At 69.2% G+C, this 23,433-nt stretch carries 16 protein-coding genes; 3 read left to right on the top strand and 13 right to left on the bottom strand.

What is annotated here, in order from left to right; genetic code table 11:
• Positions 1-102 precede the first annotated feature (102 nt).
• From KEG38_RS40340 to KEG38_RS40325, 4 genes are all read right to left on the bottom strand, one after another.
• Positions 103-711, bottom strand: a complete 609-nt coding sequence (locus KEG38_RS40340) for a hypothetical protein (protein ID WP_272425795.1) — start codon at positions 709-711, stop codon at positions 103-105.
• Entirely contained in the window at positions 693-1,772 is a 1,080-nt protein-coding gene (locus KEG38_RS40335; RefSeq protein ID WP_272425794.1) for a PEGA domain-containing protein, read from the bottom strand. The genes KEG38_RS40340 and KEG38_RS40335 overlap by 19 nt, the downstream gene beginning before the upstream one ends.
• A complete protein-coding gene (locus KEG38_RS40330; protein ID WP_272425793.1) occupies positions 1,772-3,799 on the bottom strand; it encodes a serine/threonine-protein kinase in 2,028 nt (675 codons plus the stop codon). Before KEG38_RS40330 ends, KEG38_RS40335 begins: the two co-directional genes overlap by 1 nt.
• Before the next feature lie 99 nt (positions 3,800-3,898).
• Positions 3,899-4,648: a TrmH family RNA methyltransferase gene (locus tag KEG38_RS40325; protein WP_272425792.1), complete on the bottom strand. Its 750-nt coding sequence runs from the start codon at positions 4,646-4,648 to the stop codon at positions 3,899-3,901.
• A 433-nt stretch (positions 4,649-5,081) separates the two neighbouring features.
• Between KEG38_RS40325 and KEG38_RS40320 the strand changes: the two genes are divergently transcribed.
• Positions 5,082-5,411 carry a four helix bundle protein gene (locus KEG38_RS40320; RefSeq protein ID WP_272425791.1) on the top strand — a complete coding sequence of 110 codons (330 nt, stop codon included), beginning with the start codon at positions 5,082-5,084 and terminating at the stop codon, positions 5,409-5,411.
• Between the two features lie 244 nt (positions 5,412-5,655).
• Entirely contained in the window at positions 5,656-6,192 is a 537-nt protein-coding gene (locus KEG38_RS40315) for an RNA polymerase sigma factor (RefSeq protein WP_272425790.1), read from the top strand.
• A 119-nt stretch (positions 6,193-6,311) separates the two neighbouring features.
• Here the strand turns inward: KEG38_RS40315 and KEG38_RS40310 are convergent, their stop codons facing one another.
• From KEG38_RS40310 to KEG38_RS40300, 3 genes are read right to left on the bottom strand one after another with little or no spacing between them, the layout of a single operon-like run.
• A complete protein-coding gene (locus KEG38_RS40310; protein WP_272425789.1) occupies positions 6,312-7,397 on the bottom strand; it encodes a hypothetical protein in 1,086 nt (361 codons plus the stop codon).
• A gap of 59 nt (positions 7,398-7,456) precedes the next feature.
• Positions 7,457-9,622, bottom strand: a complete 2,166-nt coding sequence (locus KEG38_RS40305) for a hypothetical protein (RefSeq protein WP_272425788.1) — start codon at positions 9,620-9,622, stop codon at positions 7,457-7,459.
• Positions 9,619-11,064 carry a hypothetical protein gene (locus KEG38_RS40300; RefSeq protein WP_272425787.1) on the bottom strand — a complete coding sequence of 482 codons (1,446 nt, stop codon included), beginning with the start codon at positions 11,062-11,064 and terminating at the stop codon, positions 9,619-9,621. The genes KEG38_RS40305 and KEG38_RS40300 overlap by 4 nt, the downstream gene beginning before the upstream one ends.
• Before the next feature lie 898 nt (positions 11,065-11,962).
• On the opposite strand from KEG38_RS40300, the gene KEG38_RS40295 reads away from it, so the two are divergent.
• Entirely contained in the window at positions 11,963-12,754 is a 792-nt protein-coding gene (locus KEG38_RS40295; protein WP_272425786.1) for a DUF6261 family protein, read from the top strand.
• Between the two features lie 130 nt (positions 12,755-12,884).
• Here KEG38_RS40295 and KEG38_RS40290 read toward each other — a convergent pair whose 3' ends face one another.
• The 6 genes from KEG38_RS40290 to KEG38_RS40265 all read right to left on the bottom strand — a co-directional run bounded on the left by KEG38_RS40290 (position 12,885) and on the right by KEG38_RS40265 (position 23,330).
• A complete protein-coding gene (locus KEG38_RS40290; RefSeq protein WP_272425785.1) occupies positions 12,885-13,760 on the bottom strand; it encodes a PAS domain-containing protein in 876 nt (291 codons plus the stop codon).
• A 108-nt stretch (positions 13,761-13,868) separates the two neighbouring features.
• The gene (locus KEG38_RS40285; protein WP_272425784.1) at positions 13,869-15,158 is read right to left on the bottom strand and encodes a hypothetical protein; all 1,290 of its coding nucleotides are present in this window, start codon (positions 15,156-15,158) and stop codon (positions 13,869-13,871) included.
• Between the two features lie 10 nt (positions 15,159-15,168).
• The gene (locus tag KEG38_RS40280) at positions 15,169-19,338 is read right to left on the bottom strand and encodes a VIT domain-containing protein (protein ID WP_272425783.1); all 4,170 of its coding nucleotides are present in this window, start codon (positions 19,336-19,338) and stop codon (positions 15,169-15,171) included.
• Between the two features lie 153 nt (positions 19,339-19,491).
• Entirely contained in the window at positions 19,492-19,914 is a 423-nt protein-coding gene (locus KEG38_RS40275) for a hypothetical protein (RefSeq protein WP_272425782.1), read from the bottom strand.
• A complete protein-coding gene (locus tag KEG38_RS40270) occupies positions 19,911-20,624 on the bottom strand; it encodes a hypothetical protein (protein WP_272425781.1) in 714 nt (237 codons plus the stop codon). Before KEG38_RS40270 ends, KEG38_RS40275 begins: the two co-directional genes overlap by 4 nt.
• Before the next feature lie 147 nt (positions 20,625-20,771).
• Positions 20,772-23,330, bottom strand: coding sequence for an alpha-amylase family glycosyl hydrolase (locus KEG38_RS40265; RefSeq protein ID WP_272425780.1), 2,559 nt, complete (start codon positions 23,328-23,330; stop codon positions 20,772-20,774).
• Positions 23,331-23,433 lie beyond the last annotated feature (103 nt).

Below are 23,433 nucleotides of genomic sequence, written 5' to 3'. Positions count from 1 at the left end.
TCCCAGGGAAACGGACCCTGTTGTAGGTGGCCAAATGGCCGCGCGTCAACCCGAGCGATGCCGCGCGTCAAACGAAATGCGGCGCGTGATCGCGCGCCCGCATCAAAGTGTGAACTCGAACGACTTCTCTTCCGTGCCCGCGCCCGGCGCGAGCTCGACGACCATGCTGAACGGCCGCTGCCCCACGCGCGCGCCGAGGCGCACCCGCACCGGCGCGGCCGCGCCGTTGAGCTTGTCGAGGCGGATCACCACGCGATACCGCCCGCGCTTCGGCTCTCCCTCGGACAGGTAGACGTTCTCCACGTTCTGGCCCTGGCACTCGTTCTCGGACTGCGGGCAATCGCGGTCCTTCACGAGGCCCGTCGAGGTCGGCTCCCCGACCCGCGCGAGCTCGCCGCCGACATCGTAGACGTTGAGGTCCACGTCCGCCTCGACGGCCTCCCACGCGATCGCGAACTGCAAGATCCCCGTGTGCAGCCCGCAGCCCTCGTCGATGACGCCGTTGCAGTTGTCGTCGCGGGCGTCGAAACACGTCTCGATGCCCGTCGGCACGCACGCGGTCTCGAGGACCACGCCCTCGCTCGCCTTCACGTCGACGACCTTGAGCGCGTCCTTCGGCGGCGGCGGGGGCACTTCGATGCACGCCGGCGCCGCGAACAGAAGCGCGAGCGCGGCAAGGCGATGCCGGACGGTCAGAACGTGCCTGCGCATGAGACGCCGAAACCGCCGAGCGGACCGCAGGCGAACGAGTGGATGCCCGCGCCTTTTTGAGCTGTGGGCGGAGCTTCATCCTTGGGCTTCGCGGGCTCTTCCGGCACCGCGAAGATCGTCAGCACGATACCTCCGGCGCCGAGCACGAGCGCGCTGATGCCGAGGCCCACGCTGAGATCACGCATCGTGTTCGCATCGCGCCCGTCCGCCGCGATGAGATCACGATCGAGCTGACAGAACGAGACGTCCCCGCGGCTGCAGTTCGTCCCGTACATCCGCTCGTGGATCTGGATGTCGCGCGCGACGTTGTTGCGCAGGTGGATCGACGCGAGGCTCGCGCCGAGCGTGCCGAGCCCGAGCCCCGCGCCCACGCCCGTCGCCACGAGCCCGATCAAGCGTTGCTGCGGGATCCAGTTCTTCCGCGCGGGCGGAGGAGGCGGCGGCGGAGGTGGAGGCGGCGGCGCCTCTTTTTTGAGCTCCTTCGGATCGATCGAGAGCTCGAGGGGTTTGCCGCCTTCGAGCTCGATCTCCTGCACCTCGTCCTCGTGATCCGGCGCGCTCACGACGATCTTGTGCTTGCCGGGCGAGAGCCACACAGGCTTTGCGAGCGGCAGATTCGCGGCCGGCTGATCGTCGACCACGAGCTTCGCGCCGGGCACCTTCGACGTCACGTTGAGCACGCCGATGTGCGCCATCGCCTTCGCGAGCTGCTCCTTGACGTCGGTCTTGTCCTCGTCGGACAGGGGCGCGACGTCCGAGACGAGCGCGGCTTCCATGGCCTCGGCCGCGGGCATCCACTTCTCGAGCGCGAGCAGCGAGTAGCCGATCATGCGGACGATCTGCGCGCTCGGATAGAGCGCCTTCGCCTGCTCGAAGAGGTTCAGCGCCTTGTCGAACTGGCCTGCGCGATACGCGGCGAGCCCCTCCGACGCGGCCTGGCGCGCGAGCTGGATCTGGGCCTGCGACGTCTGCGCATCGGCCGCCCGCGAGGGCGAGGGCGCGGCGAGACCAACGAAGGCGACGAAGGCAAAGGCGAGTGAACGCCGGCAGAGCTCGTTCATCAGAACTTGATGTTACCGACCTTCGGCGCGACGGTACTAGAAGCCTTCGGTTTTACGGTGCCCGTCTTCGTCGTCGCCGTGGTGGCGGCCACCGCGCCGGCCGTGGACTTGGCCGTCGCCGTCGTCGTGGGCGCGGCCGTGGCCGCGGCCGAGGGTTCGGCCGTGGTCGCGGGTTCGATCTCGAGATCGTCGGGCTGGGCCGTCGGCGCAGGCTCGGCCGTCGGCGCGGCCGTGGCCAAAGGCTCGGTCGTGGGCGTGGGCGCGGGAGGCGGCGCGACCGGCGGCGGCGCGGGTTCAGCCGTCGGTGCCGCGGTCTGCGCCGCGGTCGCCTGCACGGCGGGAGCCGGGTTCTGCGCGCCTTTGCCGTTCAGCAAGAGGAAGAGCCCAACCGCGCCTGCGACGCCGAACGCGAGGAAGGCGCCCGCGACGATGGCGCCGAGCTTCGGCTTCGCGACCGGCGTCGCGGGGGCCTGCGTCGAGTAGAGCGGCGCGCCCGTGGTCCCCGGCGGGATCGTCATGCGCGGGATCGGCGCGCCCGACTGCGACATGCCCATCGCCGCGAGCTGCGCGGCCGTCGCGCCCGCGTGCGAGATCGCCGCGGGGTTCACGCCGGGCGGCAGCGGCATGCCCGCTTGCGAGAGACCGGCGGCCGGAATGCTCGTCCCCGGGATGGGCATGCCCGGCGGGATCGAGCCTCCCGCCACGCTCATGCCGTACATCGGCACGCCTTGCAGCGCTTGACGCACCTGCGCCGAGGCGGAGAGGTCCGCCGGGTTCGGCATGTCGAGGTTCGTCGGCTGCGCCGCGTAGTTCACCTGCAGCGCTTGCGCGAGCGCCAGGATCTGCTCGGTCGCGTTCGAATACCGCTGCTCGGCCTCACGCGCGCAGGCCCGGGAAAACCACGCGTCGAAGCGTGGCCCGAGGTGCGGCGACATCGTGCTCGGCGGGACCATCGGCTCGTAAAGGATCTGCCCGATGAGCGCGGCCATGCCCTCGGCGGACCAGTAGTTTTTCCCGGTGAGCAGGCGATACGCGATGAGCCCGAGCGCCCAGAGATCCGCGGCGGGGCCGACCTTCGAGGCGTGCCCGCGGGCCTGCTCGGGCGACATGTACCAGGGCGTGCCGAAGATCGCGCCGTCCTGGGTGAGCTCTTTCGCGTCGCTCTGATCGACGAGCTTGGCGATGCCGAAGTCGAGGATCTTCACGAGCGGCGTGCCGTCCTCGCGTTGCGTGACGATGAGGTTCGCCGGCTTGAGATCGCGGTGCACGATGCCGAGCGCGTGCGCCTTGTCGAGCACGCGCGCGACCTGCTTCAGGTACACGACGACCTCGCCCGCGGGCAGCGCGCCGCGTTGCTTGAGCTCCGAGCCGAGATCGCGGCCCTTGAGGAGCTCCATCACGATGAACGGCACGCCGCCGATCTCGGGCGCGACGTCGGCGTCGATCACGCGCACGACGTGCTCGCTGCCGATGCTGACGGGCGCGCGCGCCTCGGTGCGGAAGCGCTCGACAGCGCCGGGGTTGTTCGCGACCGACGGATGCAGGAGCTTGAGTGCGCAGATCTCGCCCGTGTTGAGGTGACGAACCGCGTACACCGCGCCCATGCCGCCGCGACCGATGAGCTTCTCGATGCGGTAGCGGCTCTGGATCACGAGGCCGGGCTGGAGATCACCTTGCTGCGGGTTCACCGCTTCGCCGACGCCTTCGGGCACGGCCGGCGCACCGGCGGCAGGACGCGGCGCGGGCGCACCGGCGGCAGGGCGCGGTTGCGGAGGCGCGGCGGGCGCGGCCGCGTCGATGGGGCTCGGGAACGGCACCGTCGCGACGGCGGAGGGCATGGGCGCGTCTGCGAACACGGGCGGCGACGGCGCGGGGTTTGCCGCGGAGGGGCCGGGGTGCACGGGCATCGGCACCGTTCCCGCGGGCGGCCGGGGAGGCGGCGCGGAAGGGCGCGCGATCGCGCCGGGCGCAGGGGGAGCCGCGCGAGGCGGCGCAGGCGGTTTCGGCGGCGCAGGCGGAGCAGGCACGAGGACTCCCGGACGATCGAAAGCAGCCGACAATCGTCGTTCCGGAGAGGCTATCGACTTTCGCCGGAAGGGGCAAGCGAGGCGGAAATTTCCCGCGCGTCAGCCCGCCGCTTCTTCGAACCCGAGCGCGTCCTCTCCGAGTGAAATCCCGTTCGCGAGGAGGATCTCGGCGGCGTGGTCGATCGTGAGGATCATCGCGCGGGCCTGGAGCGCGCGTTGCTCGTCCTCGGAGAGATCGCCGGACCGGCCCGAGGTCGCATGCTGGAGGAGGATCGCGCCGGTGACGCTCACGTTGAGGCTCTCGACGAAGCCACGCATGGGGACGCGGACGCTGCGCTTGCAGGCGGCGACGAGCTCATCGTGGATGCCGTCGCGCTCGTTGCCGAGCACGAGGCAGACCTTCGGGATCGAACGAAGATCCTCGGGCGCGAGCTCACCTTGCGGATGCGTCGCGACGAGCTCGTGGCCGGAGACGGCGAGGACGTCGAGCGCCGCTTGGCTCGTCGGGTACGTGCGGACGTGGACCCACTGCTCGGAGCCACGCGCGACCTGGCGGGCCGCGAGGAACGAGATGCCGCCGCGCTCGACGACGTGGAGGCGCTGGACGCCGAACGCGTCACAGGACCGGAGGACGGCGGCGCCGTTGTGCGGGTCGTACGGCGCGTCCATCAGGACGGTGACGGAGCCGAGGCGCGAGGAGAAGACCGCGTCGAAGCGGGCCTGTCGTTCGGGCGTGAGGAAGGGGCCGAGCACGCGGACGATCGCGGCGTGATCGAGGCCGGCGAGCCGGGCGAGGAGCCGCTTCTGCGCGAGCTCGACCTGGATGGCATGAGGGGTCCTGCGACGCATCGCGGGGCGGGGATAGCACGGGGGACGAGGAGGCGGAAACGGGAGCGGGAGCGGGAGCGGAAGCGGGAGCGGGAGCGGGAGCGGAAGCGGGAGCGGGAGCGGAAGCGGAAGCGGAAGCGGGAGCGGGAGCGGGAGCGGGAGCGGGAGCGGGAGCGGGAGCGGGAGCGGGAGCGGGAGCGGGAGCGGAAGCGGAAGCGGAAGCGGGAGCGGAAGCGGGAGCGAGGGCGACGGGGACGCAGGGGAGCCCGCTCGGGGACGGCGAGCTTACCGTCGTGCTCGGTCTCTGCAAGACCAGGCCGTGCTCGCCATCCTCGCCACGCTTCGCGTGGCTGCGGGTGGCTCCGCGCGGTGCTTCGCAGTCTTGCAGAGACCTGCGCGCGACGGTGCGGGACCAGGGTCCCGGCGAACGGGTCGTCGGGAAGGAGGTTTCGTCGTGTTGCGAATCTACGAGGTCGTCTTGGCCATGGCCGGGGACGCGGCCGGTATTGCGGAGCAGATCGAACGGAGGGACTCGGACCTGGCTCGGCAACTGCGCAGGGCCATGCATAGCGTCGCCTTGAATCTCGCCGAGGGAATGGGCAATCACGCCGGTACGAAGCGGCAGCGCTACGCCTCCGCCCTCGGCTCGGCACGGGAGGTGCTGGCATGCGTCCAAGTCGCCCAGGCCATGCGTTATATCGGTAGCGTCGATGGACGCGCGCTCGACCGAATGGACCACGTCATCGCCACCCTCGGCCGCCTCGTCTACCGCCGCGCATCGTGAAACGAAGGGCGGGCCGTCCTCTCCACGGGCGGCCCGCCCGTTCCGCCGGGATCACAGCCCCCATTGCGGTGCTCCTCGTCCTATTCCCTATGGATCGCAGGTTCTCCCCCGACGAACCAATCTCCACCTTTCGTGATTGCCTTCCCCCACGATTCATGAGACAAAAGCAAGCGACGCCAGCCGGTGCAGGAACACCGACCGGCGTCTGACCCGCAAACCCCAACTCGACTGGAGTTCACAAGCTGTGACCAATCTAGAGGTCTGCCCTGAATCCGCCAAGAAACCGGTAACCTTTCCCTCCCCGGAGGCATCCTTCGCGCAGTTTTACCGCGAATGCTGGGGCTTCGTTCGTTCCGTCCTCCTCAAGCGTGGCGTCCCGGAGCGGGAAGCGGACGACCTCACGCAGGAGGTCTTCGTGGTCGCGTGGCGACGGCGTGACTCCATGGTTTGGGACAGGCAGGCGCGAGCGTGGCTCTACACGGTCGCCGGTTATATCGCCGCGAACCATTGCAAGCTCGCGCGGCACCGGACGGAGGCGTTCGTCGCCGAGCTGCCCGAGCCCGCGGTCCATCCGCAGGTGACGCAGGCCATGGACGCGACCCGCCTCCTCTGGAGGGCCCTCCCAAAGCTCGGGGCAAAGCTCGCCCCCGTGCTCGTCGCTTACGAAATCGAAGGCCGCTCGATGCCGGAGATTGCCCGCACGCTCGGGATCCGGCTGAAGACCGCCTACGCCCGCCTGCAACTGGCCCGGAACCGCCTCGCGCACTGCGCCCCCGTCTGACGCTCCCGCTCCCGCTCCCGCTCCCGCTCCCGCTCCCGCTCCCGCTCCCGCTCCCGCTCCCGCTCCCGCTCCCGCTTCCGCTCCCGCTCCCGCTCCTGCTTCCTCTCCCACTCCCCTCCCTACGTACGAATCCCGAGCAATCGCAGCGCATCCGACCAGAGTTGCCAGAGCGTCCGGAAGGGATGCGTCGCGAGGAGGACGCCTCCATTCGGGAGCCTGCGAACGTGGTAGGGGGCGTGCTGCTCGATGAAGCGCTCGTGTCTCTCGGTGACAGTGATCTCCCGCGTGGGCGCCCCCTCCGTCCTCGCATGGATCGCCTTCCGGGCGAGCGGCTCGGCCGCGCGCCATTCGTCGTCGCGCAAGGCTGCCGCCGACGCTTCGAGGGCCTCGAGCAGCGCACTCGGCGGCGTCGCAATGGCCCGCAAGACCTGCTCGCGGGTCAGCATCTCGTCACCGGGTCCGATGGGTCGCGCACCCTTGCGTGCCAGCGGGGAGAAGTGGCGTCGCCTGGGGTCGTCCAAGCTCGCTTCATCATCATCCTTGCCGTGCATCCGCACGCCGTCGACCAAGGTCGCGACCCCGATGCGCGCGCCTTCGGGGGCGGTTTCGACGCGCGCGGCGAGCTCGTCGAGGGAGAGCTCCGCGATATACCCAATCTTGTACCCGTCGTGGACGTGAACCCATGAGAGGGCGAGGTCGCGCGCGACGCCTGCGGCATTGGCGTGGTACGTCGCGTTGCTCTCCAACGGCGCCCGCCACGGCCACCAATCGCAGCACGCGCCGAACGTCACGAGCCCTGCGTCCGGCGCGCAGAGGCCGAGGAGAAGATCCTCCACGTCGCCTTCCGTGTCGATCGCCATGGCCGCCGCCTCGACCGACGCGGAATGCGGCCCCATTCCGAGGCGGTGGGGCTCGCGACGCAGAAAGAATTCATCGCGATCATCCCCCCATATGCTCATCGGGATGTGGTACACGGAGCCCTTATACGCCTCCCCGCGAACGTCGACGCTCAGGTTGCAGGTCCACCGCCCTACACGGAACGGCCTGCCGACATAAAACGACGCCTGCGCCATGTCTTTGCTGAGGTGGGCCCGCACGAGCCTCCGCGCCTCCTCGAGCGAAATATACTCGTGTGTCTCATCGACACCGCGCGCCTCCAGATACACCGCGAGTGCATCGCCACCGAGCGCGGCTAGGGCCGCCACGAAGGCGTCGACCCTGGCCGTTTGGTCGCACCACGCAAAGAAGTGCGGGCCGTCGCAGCTCATAGCTGGATCACCCGGATGATTTGGCCTTCGATGAGCTTCGGCTTGCCGGCCGCGTCGTCCAAGTAGCTCACGAGGACGTCATCGACGACCCCATAATTCGGATTGCTCATCTTCGCCCCCTTCTTCATGATGAGCTCGAGGTGCGTGACACTGCCGTCGAGGTTCAGCTCCTTCAGCTTCTTCATGGCGTTCGCCAGTTGACTGACCACCTCGTGGCCCTTCACGCCGCCGCCCTTCGCCTCGCTCACCACCAGCAGGTTCTCCTTCGTCACCGTGAGGAAGTCCGGTGCTTGGGCGACACCTTCGGGGACGCCGTTTCCTCCCTTCGGGATCCCGATCGCCGACCGCACCCCGTCATCGCCCACGCCAATCATCCCCCGTCCCTCGCTCTTCATCAAGTAGAGCCCCGCCATCTTCTCGAAGTCATCCATCGGCTGCTTCGTCACCGCATGGCGCAGACCCTTCCACACGTCGATCTTACTCGCCCGCAACGCCTGGGTAAACTCCTCCCCGAGGTTCAGCACGCCAGCCGCGACAATCTTCGCCCCCGGCTTGACCCCGGCCGCCTTGATCCCGGCCCAAGCCTTCATGATCTGCCCGAACCCGAAGCCCACCGCCGAGCCGACCCGCTCCTCCGTGGACAGATCCTTCCCCCCGGGCAAACACAAGAGCTTCCCCGTCACCGCCTCGCACAAATCGAGCGCCGGCCCTGCATACGGCACGAACCCGATCGCAATGCGGGACGACGCATGCACCAGCGTCTGCATCACCTCCGCATAAGCTGCGGCCCCTTCCCCGACGAACGACATCGCCCCCGCGAACGCCCGCACCGTCTCGATGAAGGAACCCTGCTCCGGCCCGAGCGCGATCGCCTCCCACACATTGAGGCTCTCCTTCATCTGCTCCGCCATCTCGGCGAAAGCATTCTTCAGAACGCCATCCACCTGCGCTCGGACATCCGCGGGGATCGGCGAATCCAGAAACCAATCCGACGCATCCATGTACTGCCGCACGAAACCCGTGACGCGAATCTGCGCCTGCAAGAACGCGCTCGTCTCCGCCTGCGAAACACTCACCCGCGCGGCCAGCGCCTTCTCGATCGCCGCCGTATTCGATCGCCACGCCCGCACGTTCGTCACGAAGTCCCCGCGCAGGATCACCTTCCCGCCCTGCACATCCTGCGACAGCGCTTCAATCACGGCGTCCGCATACCCCGCATAAGGATCCTTCCCCGGCTCGAACGCCCCCGCTGCGCCCGAGACGTCGGGCACCTCGACCCACGGCACCTCCGACGACGTCAGCGAATACTCGAACGGATCATCCGGCGAAAACCCGGCCGCCCGCGCCTCCCCCGTCACGAGGTCCGCCACCGCATCCGCCTGCGCGCCGAAATGTTCGAGCAGGCTCGCGAGCTCGTCCTTCAAATCCTGCACGCTCTTCTTCAGGTCCGCGAGAAGCTGCTCCAGCGCGGCCCGCGTGGCCTCGTCGACCACGTCTCCGTAGCGCTCCAAAATCGCGTCGAGGTCGATCTCGCTGATCTCGTCGAGCGGCCGGGACACGAGATCATGCAGCTCCGTATCGAGCTGCTGGAGCAGGTCGAGCCGTTCCGCGAGGTTCGCGGCCTTCGCCGCGTTCTCGATGAGCCACTTTCGCTCGGCCGCGATCTCGACCTCCAGGTTCGCGACGTCCCGCGCGAGCGGCGGATTGATCTCCGAAAGCGAGAGCCCGACCTGCGTACTGCCGCTGAAGGCCGTCCCGTCACGCCGGACGTTGAAGAGCGGCTTTTGGATCCCGAGCGGGATCGAGACGAGGGTCACGAAATTCTGCTGGTGAACGCAGGTATCGTTGCCCATGGCGTTCTGGACGCCGAAGGTGAATTCGTTCGTGCCCATGCGGAGGAGCACAGAGTCGAACGGAGCCTCCGCCACGTTGCTCTTCGGGCCGTTCGGGATCGACACGTAGGCGCCCGGGACCTCGAAGGTCGCGAGCGGCATCCGGTTCGCGTGGAAATATGCACCGCCGGGGGCGTTGAGCCGGGCATCCTCGCAAGAGTTGCTCTCCTGGAGCATCTCCCAGTGCACGCTGTACGGCGTGCCTGCCCGCGCATGCGCAGGCACGAGAAGCGCGAACACCACGATCCAGCAAACAAGCAAGCGACTCATGTCCCCTCCGCGCCGCGCAATGCGGCATCATGCAAAACGGCAGCCCCTTTCACATCCCCCGCGGCGAGCTTCGCCGCCGCCGCGTCGAGCAGCGTGCCGCCCACGCCTTGCGCCTTCATCGTCGAAAGCCCCGTCTGGACGAGCCCCGGCAACGTCGTCGCGCGGTACGTCGCCGCCGCCTTGAAATGCGGGCGCATCGCCGCGCAGCCGGCCTCACGCCACGATGACGAGGGCAACTCGCAGAGCGGGCGCATCTGCAAGAAGGCCGTGACCTCGTCGTATCGCTTCGCGAGGTACGGGAGCGATAGCTTCACGCCTAGGGGCGGCGCCTTCTCGAACGCGAGCACCTGCGCCTCCGCGCTCTCGTGAAACGTCGCCTCCGCCTTCGCGATCTTCGCCTCCGCCACCGTGTCCCGCACGGCTTGGCTCTCGTCGAGCAATTGCAGCGCTTGCCTGCGCATGGCGATCCCGAAGAGGAGCGCCATGGCTGCCCGATCGCTTCGGCGAATGCGCAGCTCGACGTACCCGAGCATCGCATTCATCGAGCGCTGCGCCCCGGAGGTCATGTCCGGATTCGCCGCGCCATGCGTGGTCATGAAGTCCGCATGCGGAGCAAGCGCCTCCTGCGACGTGACCTCGAATTGGGTGACCTCCGCCGAGAGCTTCATCGCCCGCAGCACCATCTCTTGCGGCGCCGCGCTCGCGTCATGCGCCGCTTCGAGGATCGCCGTCTCGATCGCGTCGAGCTCGGTCACGGTCGCCGTCGACGCCTTCGCCGCGAGCTTCGTGTACGTATCCATCTCCCCGGACTCCGTCTTCCGATACACCGCGAAGTCCGCCGCGAGATCCGCATAGGCTACCGAGAGCGGCCCGACATCGAGCGTCACCTGATCGAGCACCCCCTGCACGGCGCTCATGGAAAGCTTATCCGCGGCGATCTCCGCGACGAGCGGGTCCTTCTCGGCTGCGCCCTTCGACGCGAGGGCCTCCTTGAACCTCCCCACGGCGTCGATCGGCTCTTCCGCGAGGATTTCATTTTGCCGGATGCGCGCCGACCCGAGCGCATTCCTCAGCGGCCCCGGCGCCATGCTCGCTTTGTAGGACTCCGCGCACCGCTCCTCGGCGCGCACATACCCGAGGGCCTGATCGATATCCCCGAGCCACCGATCCATATCGCGCGGGCTCGTCACCAGCGTGTCGAGCGTCATCCCCTCCGGACGCCTGGCCCACATCTGGATGGGCCGGGATCCACGCGCCGCCGCTTGGTTCCACGCGCTCGCGGGCCCCTCGCCCGACGAGACGCAATACTCGCCGCCTTCCGCCGGCGCCGCGCAAATGCGGCCCTGTCCTTCGTCCTCCCCGAACGACCACAAACACCCAGGCAACACGACGCCCGGCGCCGCGACGACGAGCGCCGCGACGAGAAAATCCCCTCGCCTCATCTGGAAACCCCTCCTGCGATGAGCTGTGGCCTATCTATCAGCGGGACGAACGGGTCGGGCAAGACAAATCGCGGGTGCTCGGACGTTGTCTGTCCGGGGTCGAGCCTCGTGCCGCATGCCCCGGCCCCTACCTCCTCCCAGGTCGGACCCCCTCTGCCGACCCTCGCCCCCACCCCGTCCCCCGGTCGACCCCCCAGCCGAGACGCCCGCGCCCCCTGTCGCACCTCACCCGACCGCCGATCCGGGACCCCCGCGCCCTCGTCGTTTCGTTCTCGCTCGCGAACAAAGATGGTCCCGCACCTCGCCGTCTCGTTCTCACGCGCGAACTTCGAAGCCCTCGCCCCTCGAAAGCGCCGATCCGAACCCGGCGAGCGCCGCTCTCGGTCCGAAAGACGCGCGACGTGAGCCTCGACCTTGGAGGTCGCGCTCCTCTTCGTCTCGCGCGTCGACGCGGACGCACGAGGGCGGAGGGCTCTTTCATCGCGACCCGCATGACGAGTGAGGAGGTCCAAAGGTTCTTTCATCGCGACCCGCATGACGAGTGAGGAGGTCCAAAGCCTCATCGATCGGCGCTCGCGTCGCGATCGTCGAGGTCGCATACCTCCTCGCGCGCGGGCCGAGCGTGACGCGGAGACCCCCGCGGTTACTTTCCTTCGCGCGCGTGTTCCAAACGAAGACCCCCGCGGCCACTTTCCCCCGCGCGCGTGTTCCAAACGAAAACCCCTTCGCCCTCCTTCACCGGGGCCCACGTCACGCCCCGCGAGCCCCGCCTCCTTCCGCGCTCACGCCCAGGTCCCGCTCGACGAACGCCCTTGCCTTCCTCGTCGCGCCTCGGGCAGCATGCGCGGTGTCTCACGACCTCCCGCGCCGAGGCTCGACTCTCGAAAGGACCGCCCGCATGGATCCCGTCCTCGCGTCCCTCTTCAACTTCTACACCTTCTCGACCGGCCGCCGCCTCTTCGCCCTCTTCCAGGTGCGAAAGGCCGCCGTCGCCGCATCGCTCGTGGATATCGCCAAGCACGTGGACGCGGCGATCACGCACGACATGGAGACGCGCGCTCTGGAGGCGAAGTGGGTGGCTCGCAAGCCCACGACCTATTCGCCGGAGGCCAAGCAGATCGATATCTACGTGGACGCCGCGATCACCGCGTTCCGCGACGGCACCGATGCGCAGATTCGGGCCTCCGCGGAGGGCGATCCGCTCGCGGAGGCGGCGCAAAAGATGCTCGCGGTCCTGCTCCCGAAGGGCGCGGGCGCCGTCACGTCCCTCCCGTTCGTGGAGGAGCTGGCCGAGGTCCAGCGCATTCTGTCGCGCGTCGACGAGCCCGATTACAAGGCGCTCGTGACCGAGCTCGGCCTCACGCGGCAGGTAGCGCGGCTCAAGGACCTCGAGGCGAAGTACCGCGCCGCCATCGAGGGGCCCGGGCAGTTGACGTTCGCCCAGGTGAAGGACGCGCGCACGAAGGGGCAATCCCTCATGCTTCAGGCCGTGGCCATGATCCTCGGCAAGTATCCCTCGGACAGCGAGGCGGATCGGAAGGCGCGCGGCGCGCTCCTTTCGCCCATTCTCGTTCAGAACGAGGCGATCCGGCGCTACCTACGCGACCGCAAGCCCATCGAGGACGTGAACCCGGAGACTGGCGAGATCGAGCAAACGCCGCCGGTGGAGGGCGAGTCGCAAACCCCTTGACAGCCCTTTCCCGACCCGTACGAACGCTACCGCGCGCTCGTCCGCGGCCTCGCGAACCCCGTTCCGGGTTCTGTCGCCCGCCTTGCCAGTTCGAACGCGCCCGATCGACCGCAGCGCCGCGATCACGGCATCAGTACGACGCGGCCATCGCGAAGGCGATCCCGCTCTGGACCGTGCTGCGTGTGACGATGCCGCCGAGGTCGGCCTGGATCTCGACCAGCGTCTGCGCGACGTCTCGGCGGACGCCGGTGAGGATCACCTTCGCGCCGAGGAGCTGCACCGCGCGGGCGGCCCGGACGAACGCGTCGGCCACCTGCGTGTCGACCACCGAGATGCCGGTGATGTCGAGGATGGCCGTGCGCGCGCTCCGCTCGGTGACGCCTCGGAGCAGCGTCTCCATGACCTGCTGCACGCGCTGCGCGTCGAGCACGCCGATGAGCGGCATCACCACGATCTCGTCGGTGACGGGGATGAGCGGCGTCGACAACGCGGACAGCGCCACCTCCTGCGCGTCGATCACCGCCTGCCGGCGCATCCCCTCGGCGAGGGCTTGCTCGGCGCGCTTGCGATCGGTGATGTCGCGCGCCACGACGATCACCACGTCGTCCGACATCGGCGTGATGTTGGCGCTGAAGAAGACCTCCCGATCGCCGATCGGCAAGCTGTACTCCATCGTGACGAGGGCGTTCTGCGCAAGCGACGCGCTGACGTGCGACAGGAAGAAGGCCGCCATCTCCGGCGGCATCACCTCGTCGAGCGTCCTGCCGAGGAGATCGTCGCTCGGCTTGTAGAGGAGATCCGGCCCGGTGGGCGCGATCTTCAGGTACCGCCCCTCCGCGTTCATGACGATCACCACGTCCGTCATGGCCGTGAACATGGCCCGGAGCTCCGTCTCGGCGGCGCGCACGGCGGTGAGCTCCCTCTCGGCTGCCGCAAGCCGCGCGCGTAGCCGCTCTACCTCCTCCCGCAGCGATACCTGTTCGTCCTGGCCGCACCGCTCCGACATGATTTCGTACATCTCGCAGGCGGTACACGTTGTCCAGCCCCACGCGGATCGAGCGGGTAGCGCAGGACCCATCGCGGGTCTGATGGCCCCCTCCGAGCGAGTCCCAACTCACCCAATCGAACGCAGCGCCGCGACGACCCCTCCCAGCGACGCCCGGTCATCCCGGTCGAGCGCGCTCGTCCCGCGCGACAGCGCCTCCACCAGCACCCGCAGATCCCCGTCGCGCACCGGCGGCTCGATCGACGACACCCGCTCGGCCCGCGCGACGTCGTCCAGCAAGAGGCCGAGCTCCCGCTCGTCGAGCCCGAACGCCTGCACCTGCTTCGACACCACGCCCGCCGCGCTCGCCACGGCGGCGAGGCCCTTCTGCGCTTGCAGCCCGAGCCGCGTCAGCTCCGCGCGCTCCCGCAGCGATCGATACGCCGACTCGATCACCTCGAGATCCGCCCGCGCGTGGGCCAGCGGATCCTTCGGGCGCCCGTCGTCGTCCTCGTCGTCCTCGTCCGCGTCCGGGGCCATCGGCGGGACCGTGGGCCGCCGCGTCGCGACCTCTTCGAGCTCGGCGCGCGCCTCGGCGATCGCCACGAGATACCCATCGATCCCCGCCGTCGCCGCCGCGAGCCGCGCCTCCGGATCCCCCGACGCGGCCGGATCGAGCCCCGCGATCTCCGCGGGCCGCTTGCGCACGAGCTTCTTGATCGGCATCGCGCACGCGAGCCGGAACGCCGCGGCCTCCGCCGCCGCGAGCACACGTTCCCCGAGCTCGATCCGCAACGTGAGCTCGTCCCGGAGGCGCGCGACCTCCGGCGCGAGCCGCGTCTCGCCCGTGCCGTTCACCGTCTGAAGCTTCTGCCCGAGCGCCGCGCGTGTATCCACGAGCGTCCCGAGCGCCTCGCGTAGCCTCGTGAGCGCGTCGTCCGCGGCCGAAAGCTCCGCGCGCAGATCCTCGCCGGCGAGCCGCTTCTTCGCCGTCGCTTCGAGCTTCGCCGTCTCCCGCGCCCGCGCCGCCGCGAGCGCCTTCGCTTGCACGACGCGCGCGCCTTCGCGCTTCGCGGCCGTTCGCATCGCGAGCATCGACAGCGCGAGCGCCCCTCCTCGCGAGAGCGCGCCGAGCGCCACGGCGAACGTGATCGTCCCGAGCGTGCCTCCGACGGTCGACGTCGCGATCACGAAGGCGAACGTGATCACGCCGAGGATCGTGGCGATCGCACGCAGAACACGCGCGCGGCCCGCGACGACCTCGGGCAGCACCCCGCGCGGCGCGGCGAGCCCTTCGAGCCCCTGCGCGGCCGCCGCGAACACGTACGCACTCGCCGCGAGCACGAAGAGCAGCGAGACGAACGCCACCACGCCCGCGAGCGTCGCGACGAGCTGCCCGAGAAAGGTGATCTCGATCATGCGCCTCTCCTCAGAGCGTGACCTCCGTGTCCTTCGCGCCGAGCTTCGCCTTCCGGATCGTCACACGAAACGCCTTCCCGTCCCACGCGATCGCGTGCAGCGTGACGGGCACGTCGCGCCCCGGGCTCGCCTTGCGGAAGCGCGCCAGAAACGCGAGACGCGCCTCGTCGCCAAGCGGCAGCTCCACCGCCGAGATCCCGATCGACGCCGCGTCCGAGACCTCCGTCAGCGTCGCCTCGACCGCGCCGTCTTTCCCGACGAGCCCGAGCTCCGTATCGAGATCCTCCCACGTGAGGATCGCGAGCGCGCTCGGGCCGCTGAAGAGCGACAGCTCCTTGAGCTTCCGCGACAACCCATCGGCGAGACCCGGCTCCACGGGTTTGCCCTCGCCTTCGAGGAGCCGCCCGAGATGCGCCGCGGCCCAGAGTCGCGCCCAGAGCCGCGGATCCCGCGGCCCCGGCGTCCCCTCGGCCGACGCGACCTGCCGCTCCAGACGCAGCGCCTCGTCCACGCGCCCGCTGCCCGAGGCGGCCAGCGCCAGGCGCAAGAAGCTCGGCGCGTCCGCGGCCGGCAGATCCGTGAGCGTCTTGTATTGCCGGTACGCCGCGCCGTACCAGCCGTGCCGCAGGAACACATCACCGAGCAGCCGCCGCGACTCGGCGCTCTGCGGGTCGAACTCCACGATCTCCGAGTACGTGCGGAGCGCCTCGTCCTGAAACCCCTGCGCCGCGAGCACGTCGCCGAGCGCGAGCGCGAGGTCGGGGCTCATGAAGCCGCGGTCGCGCAGACGCCTTCCTTGCGCGAGCGCGTCGTCCTTCTTGCCCGCCTCCGCGAGCAGCCGCACGACCCGCAGATCGCCCTCGGGATCCCCCGGCGCGACCAGCATCCGCTCGCGCAACTTCGCGAGCTTCGCGTCCACACCGTCGATCGCGGCGAGCTCCGCGTCCACCTGCTCCCAGGCGATCTTCTCGCCGAACAACGTGCGCCGTACGGACGCGGCGATCCTCGGATCGACCGAGCGACGCAGGATCGCCTGCGCCACGTACGCGCGCGTGTCGGGCGCCGACTCGAAGTGCGCGAGCAGCGTGGTCACGGCATCCTCGGTGCGGGCCTTGCGCTGGAGCAGGTCGAGCAGCGCTTGCTCGGCGCGCCAGTCCGGGATCTCGCACGCGCCGCGCGCGGCCTGGTACCGCGACACGAGCGTCTTGCCATCGATCTCGCCGCGCAGCCGCTTCGACCACATCACGATGCGATCCGCGAGTGGCCTCCGCGCGACGTCGCTGCACGGCGTGGGCGGCAGGATGTGACTCACACGCGGGCTCGGCGCTGCCGGGAGTTTTTTCGTCGCGTCGAACGTGGACGTCGCCGTGGGCGTCGGGGGCGGCGGCGGCGCCTCGGGCGCGTGAACCTTCTCCTTGAGCGCCGGCAGATCCCCGTTCGCCGGTCCGATCACCGCCGACCGCGTGACCGTCTTCTCCAGCGCTTCGATCCCCTCCTGCTCCGCCGCCCCGCGGAACGCCCCGCCTCCCCCGCCCGGCGCAGGCTTCGCAGGCGAGAGCGCGTTGCCGGCGACCGCGGGCTCGGGCTCCGCGGGCTCCGCGGTCGCCATCGCCGTCGCCGGGGGCGTCTCGTTCTGCTGGTCCGCCGGTTTGTCTTCGACCACCAGCGGCGCGGGCGCGGCCGCCACGCTCTCCGATGCCGGCGCCTCCTCCTTGCTGCGAAGGCTGCACCCCATCGCGACCGCGGGCGCCGGATTCAGCGCCGCATCCATCAGCGCCCGCTCCGTGCGCGCATCGAGCGCCGAAAGCCGCACGCCACGCAGCGGCGAATACCTCCGCCGGATCCCTTGCCGCGCATACGCCGCCTCGCTCTCCAGCGCGAGGATGCTCGTGAACGGCGTCATCAGCCCGTATTCGAGCCCGATCTCCACGATCTTGCCGCGCTGCTCCTCTGGATCCGTCACCTCGCCGAGCAGCCGCCGCACCTTCTCCGCCGCCCACAGCCGCGGCACGAGCGACGTGCTCGTCCCTTGCGCGAGCGTGATCGGATAACTCTTCGCAAAATCCTTCCCGCCCACGCGACCTTTCACCGTCGCCTCGGCCGGCAGCGCGTGGTGCGTCCGGGCAAACAGAAGCACCTCCTCCCCGCGCGACACCTTCCCGCTCGCCGTCAGCATCGCCTCGTCGAGCCCGGCCCCGAGATCGATCGCGAGCTCCGTGATCGTCGGCGTCTTGATCGCGCTCGCGAGCCGCAAGACCTCGCTCGTCGCCGTCTCCATCCGATCGATGCGGAAGCTCTGCCCGCCACCCTGCCGCGCAAGCTCGCGCAAGAGCCCCACGTTGCTTTGTGTCCCAACGGCCACCGTGAACAGCCGCGCCCGCGACGTGGACAAACTCCGCCGCAGCCGCTCCGACAGCCGATCGCCGCTCACCTCGCCCGACGTGGGCAAACCGTCGCCGATGTACACCACCGCCGGCTGCTCGGTCCCGTGCAGCCGCCCGAGCGCCGCGTCGAACAGCGCGCCGAGATCCGTCGCGCCGCCCGACGCGTGCTCCGCGAGCCGCGCGAGGGCCGCCGCGATCTCCTTGTCCGTCGCCTCGGCAAGCCCGTCCTTCGGCCAGAGCACCGTCGGCGCCGAATCGATCGCGATGAGCACGAACCGATCCTTCTGCGACAGCGCCCGCAGGATCGCCTCCGCCGCGGCCGCCTTCTGCTGCCGCACCGCCTCGTCCCCCGACGCCGACGTATCGACCACGACCGCCACGTCCCCCGGCGGCTCGGGCACCGTGGCCCAGTCGATGTCCGGCACGTAGCGCGCCATCACATAATCGGCCCGATCCGCGCCCGCGGCGAACCGCCCGACCGTCAGCGCGACCCGCTTTTCAGGCTGGATCGGCGCCGCTTCGAGCTGAAAGTCCGCGCGCGGAAGATACCCGCTCCGACGCATCGTCACGCGCCGCCCGCCGTCCTCGACCACCGCGTCCGCGAGGCTCGCGATCCGCATCTTCGAGCCCGCCACGCCGAGATCCACCTCGAGGGAAAACTCCCCGATCCGCGCCGGATCCTCGCCGCGCATCGGGTAGAGGTACTCGAGCTTCCCGCCCTGCGAAGGCAACACCTCGAGGTACCTGAGCACCACGCGGCGCGAGCCCGACGCCGGGATCGGGTAGATCCGCGAGCGATACGTCCGCCCGTCGATCCATTCGAGCAGCGCGGGCGAATTCCCCGTCGCCACGGCCGTCGCGTACTTCGCGGCGGCCTCCTTGCGCTCGGTCACCTCGCCCTCGACGAGCACGCCGTTCGTCTCGACCGCGAACGACGTCACGATCGCCCGCTCCGGCACGCTGAACCAGTACCAGCCCTCGAGCACGCCGCCGCCCGGATTGCCGAACGTCTGATCGACCTCCGTCTCGGCGAGCCCCTCGCGGATCACCGCCCGCACCGACTGGCGGCTGACCTCGAGCACCTTCGCCTTCTCGCCGGCAAGCCCCGGACTCACCCCGTAAATCCGCCCCGCGCCGCTGCCCGCGCCCGCGAGCGGCCGACCGTCGCCCATGCCGCCGGTCCAGTCGTCCCAGAAGAGCACCGGGCTCACCTTGGGTTTGTCATTCCCGGACGCCTGCGCCTGCTCCCCGGCGTTCACCTCCACGCGCCCGCCCGGCGCCGTCAGCACCGCGAGCCCACGCGTCACCACGACCACGACCTCGGCGCCCGCGCGCCGGATCGAAAGCCCCGCGTCCGCCGCGGCGATCGTCGCGTCCCCGGCCTTGTGCTTGAGGCCGCCGCGCTCGGACGGCGGCGCGTCGAGCCACACCTCGCCGGCCACGATCTCGGCGCCGTCCGGCTGGAGACGCACGGTCGCGTCGCCCCGCAAAAACAGGGACGATCCATCCGACAACCGCACGAGCGCCCGCGCCCCGGTCCCGGTCGCGAGCTCCGCGCCCGCGGGCAGCGGCGCGCCCGAGATCACCGTGCTCCCCTTGCCGGCCTCGACGAGCCGCACCTCGCCCGCAGCGAGCTCGAGCCGCGCGTCGACGACGCCCGGGCGCACCGGCGGCACGCGCTGCGACTTGATGAACACGACAAGGCTCGCGACGAGCACGAGCAGACCGATCGCCGCGCGCAGCGGCAGGGGGTGATTCTTCGCGAGCGCCCTGATTCGATCCAGCGAGCGGGTCATGGTCCTCCGGAGCCGACGAAGGCCGAACGGCCTGGGGGCTCGGAGCTGACACCCCGCTCGATGATCCCCCGACCGCGTCGTCCATGTTCGCGCCGTCCGCGCGGCGGCGGGAAGATTTCTCGCGTGACGCCGATTGCGACGGCGCCTTGGCGATCACACCCCCGGCTTTTTTTCGGGCGGCGGCACGGCGGAGAGGCGCCCCGTCGGCGTTCGTGTGACATCCGGCACCATCGACGACCGCCCCGGCGAGGACGGCGGGATCGTGGCGCGCCCGATCCGGGCAAACACCCGCTCCGGCGTCTCCCCGTCGGACGATTCCATACCCATCGTCTCGCGAACGAGGATCCCGATTTGGTAACAAATCGTCCCGCCGTCCCGCACGCCGCGCTTCAAAAGCGCCGGGGGCAGCGTCTTTTCGAGCACCACGATCATGGAGCGAGGCGTCACGTTCTTCGGCAAAAACCCTGCTTCCCGGAGCGCGAGCCGCAACGTCCCCCGCGCCTCCAGCCGGCTCAGCTTCGTAAGCCGCTCGAGCTCCTCGGCGACCCGCTCGAAGACCCGCGACCCCTCGCTCATGACGCAGCCCCTGCGCCGAGGCGGCGCTCGACGTATCGCACGTACGCGACCGGCGGGAAAAAGCTCAATCCGAACGCCAGCATGGCCGGTACCCCGAATGCCGCGCCGCCCACGAGGAAAACGTCGGCGAAGCGTGATTGTTGCACGTGCAGCGCGCCGCCCGCGGTCAGGCCGTCGAGCATCAGCGCCGCGCAAAGATACCCGAAGCCCCAGAGGCCGAACCGATCGGCCACGATCGGCTCCGCGAGCCCAAAACGCACGCGTTTTCGCATGAGCACCGCATACCGGAGCGCCTCCACGGCGGCCCAGCCATAACAAAGCGTCCGCAAGACCGCGCGTGGCCAGAGCGCCGAAGGCAATCCATTGGACCAGGGGACGACGTGGTTCACGACGGGCATCGCGAGCCCCACGGCCCCGAGCAAGAGCGCGAACCCCTGGGCCCAGGCTTCTTCCCGGCGGAAGACGAGCCACACGAAGCCCGCGACGACCAAAAATCCCGCATCGACCACGAGCCCGCCGATCTCCACGGCCATCGGCGCGGGCACGCCGCCTCGGGTCACCGCGCTCGTCACCTGGATCGAATACCCCACGAGTGGAAGCAACATCGACAGACCGAGCAAAAACTCGGGAGCTTTGTGCGTACGCGCCGCAAGCCCGAGCAACCTCGCCGCGACCGCCGCCACGACGAGCCCGAACACCACCAGTACCATGAGGGTGAACGGTTTCAAACCAGCTAGGAGACGCTACCACGATACGCGGCTCGACGTCGAGCCCCGCGCGCCGGGGCAGGAAAACGCCATGGGCCACGCCTTCCTGTCTCGAAAAGCGCGGCCCATGTTTTTCCTATCGGCACATTTTTAGTTGCTCTGGACGATGATCCCCCCGTACGCGGGCACCTCGAACGACGTGCCCGTGAGGCCGGAGATGAGCTCCGTCCCCGCGGCGGCCAGCGTGACCGTCTGCGGCGTCGACTTGCGGCTCAGGACGACCGTGATCGTCTCCGTGGCGTTCTGGAGCTTGTATTCGTAGACGTCAGCCGTGTTCTTCACGAGCGTGATCGTCGCGGCGAGGTCCGTGAACACCGCGTGCTGCTTGCGGATCGCGGTGATCTGCCGGTAGTGGTTCAAGAGGCTCGACGGGTCGGTATCCTGCGCGGCCCACGAGGCCGGCTCCTGCTCCGACATGAACTTCACGAACGGATAATCCGGGTTCGGCGCGACCGTGATGCCGAGGCCCGGGAACGGCAGCGCGTCCTTGTTCGCCTCGTTCGTGGCCGCCACGTCGATGTTCCAGCCCGTCGTCTTGTCGCCGACGAACACGTTCGTCTCGAACCAGCTCATCGGCTCGCGGATGAACTCGTCGCGGTCCCACTCCTCGTTCCCGACGTACTTGTCGCGCTTGCCCTTCTTGCCGAATTCCTCGCCGTAATAGATGACCGGCATGCCGGGCAGCGTGAGCACGACCGTCGCGGCCTGCTTCAGCTTCGCGTCGAGCGCCGCGCCCGCGCCCTCGAACTGCGTCGCCGGCCGCTCGAGGTCGTGGTTCGACAGGAACCGTTGCAGGTAATGGTGCGGGCTGCCGCCATTGCCGCCAGCTGCGAGGTCCGCCTGGACCTTTTTCACGTACCCCACGAAATCGACCGCGTCGCCCGTCTGCCCGTTCACGAAATTGCCGACGATGCTGCGGAACGGGAAGTCGAACTGCGAATCCATGTCGCTGCCGTACGGCAGCATCTTTCCGTACTGCGCCGGATCGTCCCAGCGATTCTCACCCGTCAGAAGCACCGCGGCCGAGCCCGCGGGCCGCACGACGTCTTTCTTGACGAAATAGTTGAATTCCTTCCACCACACGTGCGTGCCGTGCTTGTCGAGCGAGATGTTCGCGTTGTCGTCGAACTGGTCGATGTGCTTCGACGCGTCGAGCCGGTACCCGTCCGCCCCGAGGTGGATCCAGTGCTCCGAGATCTTCTTCATCTCGGCGCGCACCTCGGGGTTGCGGTAATTGAGCTCCGGCATCGGGCCGCCGAAGATCTGGTGGTAGCACTGGTAATTCTTGCACGCCCACATCACGGCCGAGCCGTCCCACGGGTGCCCGTCCGCCAGCATGTTCGAATACTGATCGGACCAGACGAACCAGTCGTGGTACTTGTCGTATTCGGCGTGCTTCGGATCCGAGCCCGCGATGAACCAGGGGTTCACGTCGGCCACGTGATTCTGCACGAGATCGAGGATGATCTTGATCCCCGCGTCGTGCGCCGCCTGCGTGAGATCGGTGAAATCCTTCATCGTACCGACCGACGGATCGATGTCGTAGAAATCCGTCGTATCGTAGCCGTGGTAGCTCTTCGCCTTGAACACCGGCGTCATCCAGATCGCTTCGACGCCGAGGCTCCCCAGGTACGGCAGCGCCTTGCGCAGACCGACGAGATCCCCGATGCCGTCCCGCTTCGTGTCGTCGATGCCGCTCTCCGTCTCGGAATCGGCCACCGCCTTCGTCGCGCCGCCGTCCGCGAACGTGCGCACGATGAGCTGGTACATGATCCCCTTGCTGCCCCACGACGCAAAGGAAGCTGCGTCCGTGATCGTCGCATAGGAGATCGGCGTCAGATCGAGCACGTCCGACGTGTCCTCGAGCTTCTGCCCATTCGCGTCGAGCGCCGTCGAGATCTTGTAATACACGGCCTGGCCCGGCGTCAGCCCCGTGATCACGAGGCCATTCTTGTTGATGTCGTCCGCGGCCGTCCACGTCGCCTTCTTGTCGAGCATACCCGCGGCCGCGCCGTACTCGACCGTACCCGTCGAGCCCTTCGCCACGCGGAACATCATCCGCACGCTGCCATTGCCGAGGTCGATGAAATCCTTCGGCCGCGAGATCTCGTACGCCGGCCCGCCCGCCGCCGGCGGCGTCGTGGAGACCGCCTGGCCCTGCGTGATCCAGCACTCGGCGATGTTCGGATCCTGCGCGTTCTTCGTGAGGTCGGTGAAACGAACCCCCGTCTCGACGTCCTTCTTGCAGTTCCCATTCGAGCATTGCACGGGAATGAGCCCGAGCCAGGCGTCGTCCGCCTCGCCGGTCACGGTCACCCGCACGTCGGTGTACACGCCGAACTCGTCGGTCCCGTCGAACACCTGCGGCGATCCCCACGCCGGCGACGTCGAGCCCGCGCCCCAGAAATGCACGCCCCATGACTTCGGATCACCGCCGTCCTGCAGCCGATAGTGGATCCGCACGAAGCTCTCTTGCATGCTCCCGCCCGCGCCGCCCGTGCCACCGCCCGCGCCACCGTTGCTCGTATTCGTGCTGAGCCCCGAGCCGCCCGTGCCGCCGGTGTTGAGATCCTCGCCTTCGCACCCCGCAGCAATCGCGAGGAGGCAAGCGAACGAACCGAGGACCGAATAACCAAGAAATCGTCTCATCGTGATCTCCCGTTCTGTCGAAGCCGTCCCGGACCCGCGAATACACCTTCGCACCGCATTCACGGACGGTCGCTCATGATGCGATCCACGACCTGGATGTCAA

This window comes from Polyangium jinanense (assembly GCF_028435265.1).
GTDB lineage: Bacteria > Myxococcota_A > Polyangia > Polyangiales > Polyangiaceae > Polyangium > Polyangium jinanense.
Note: the sequence above shows the minus strand (reverse complement) of the source record. Positions and strands in the feature narration are given on the sequence as shown.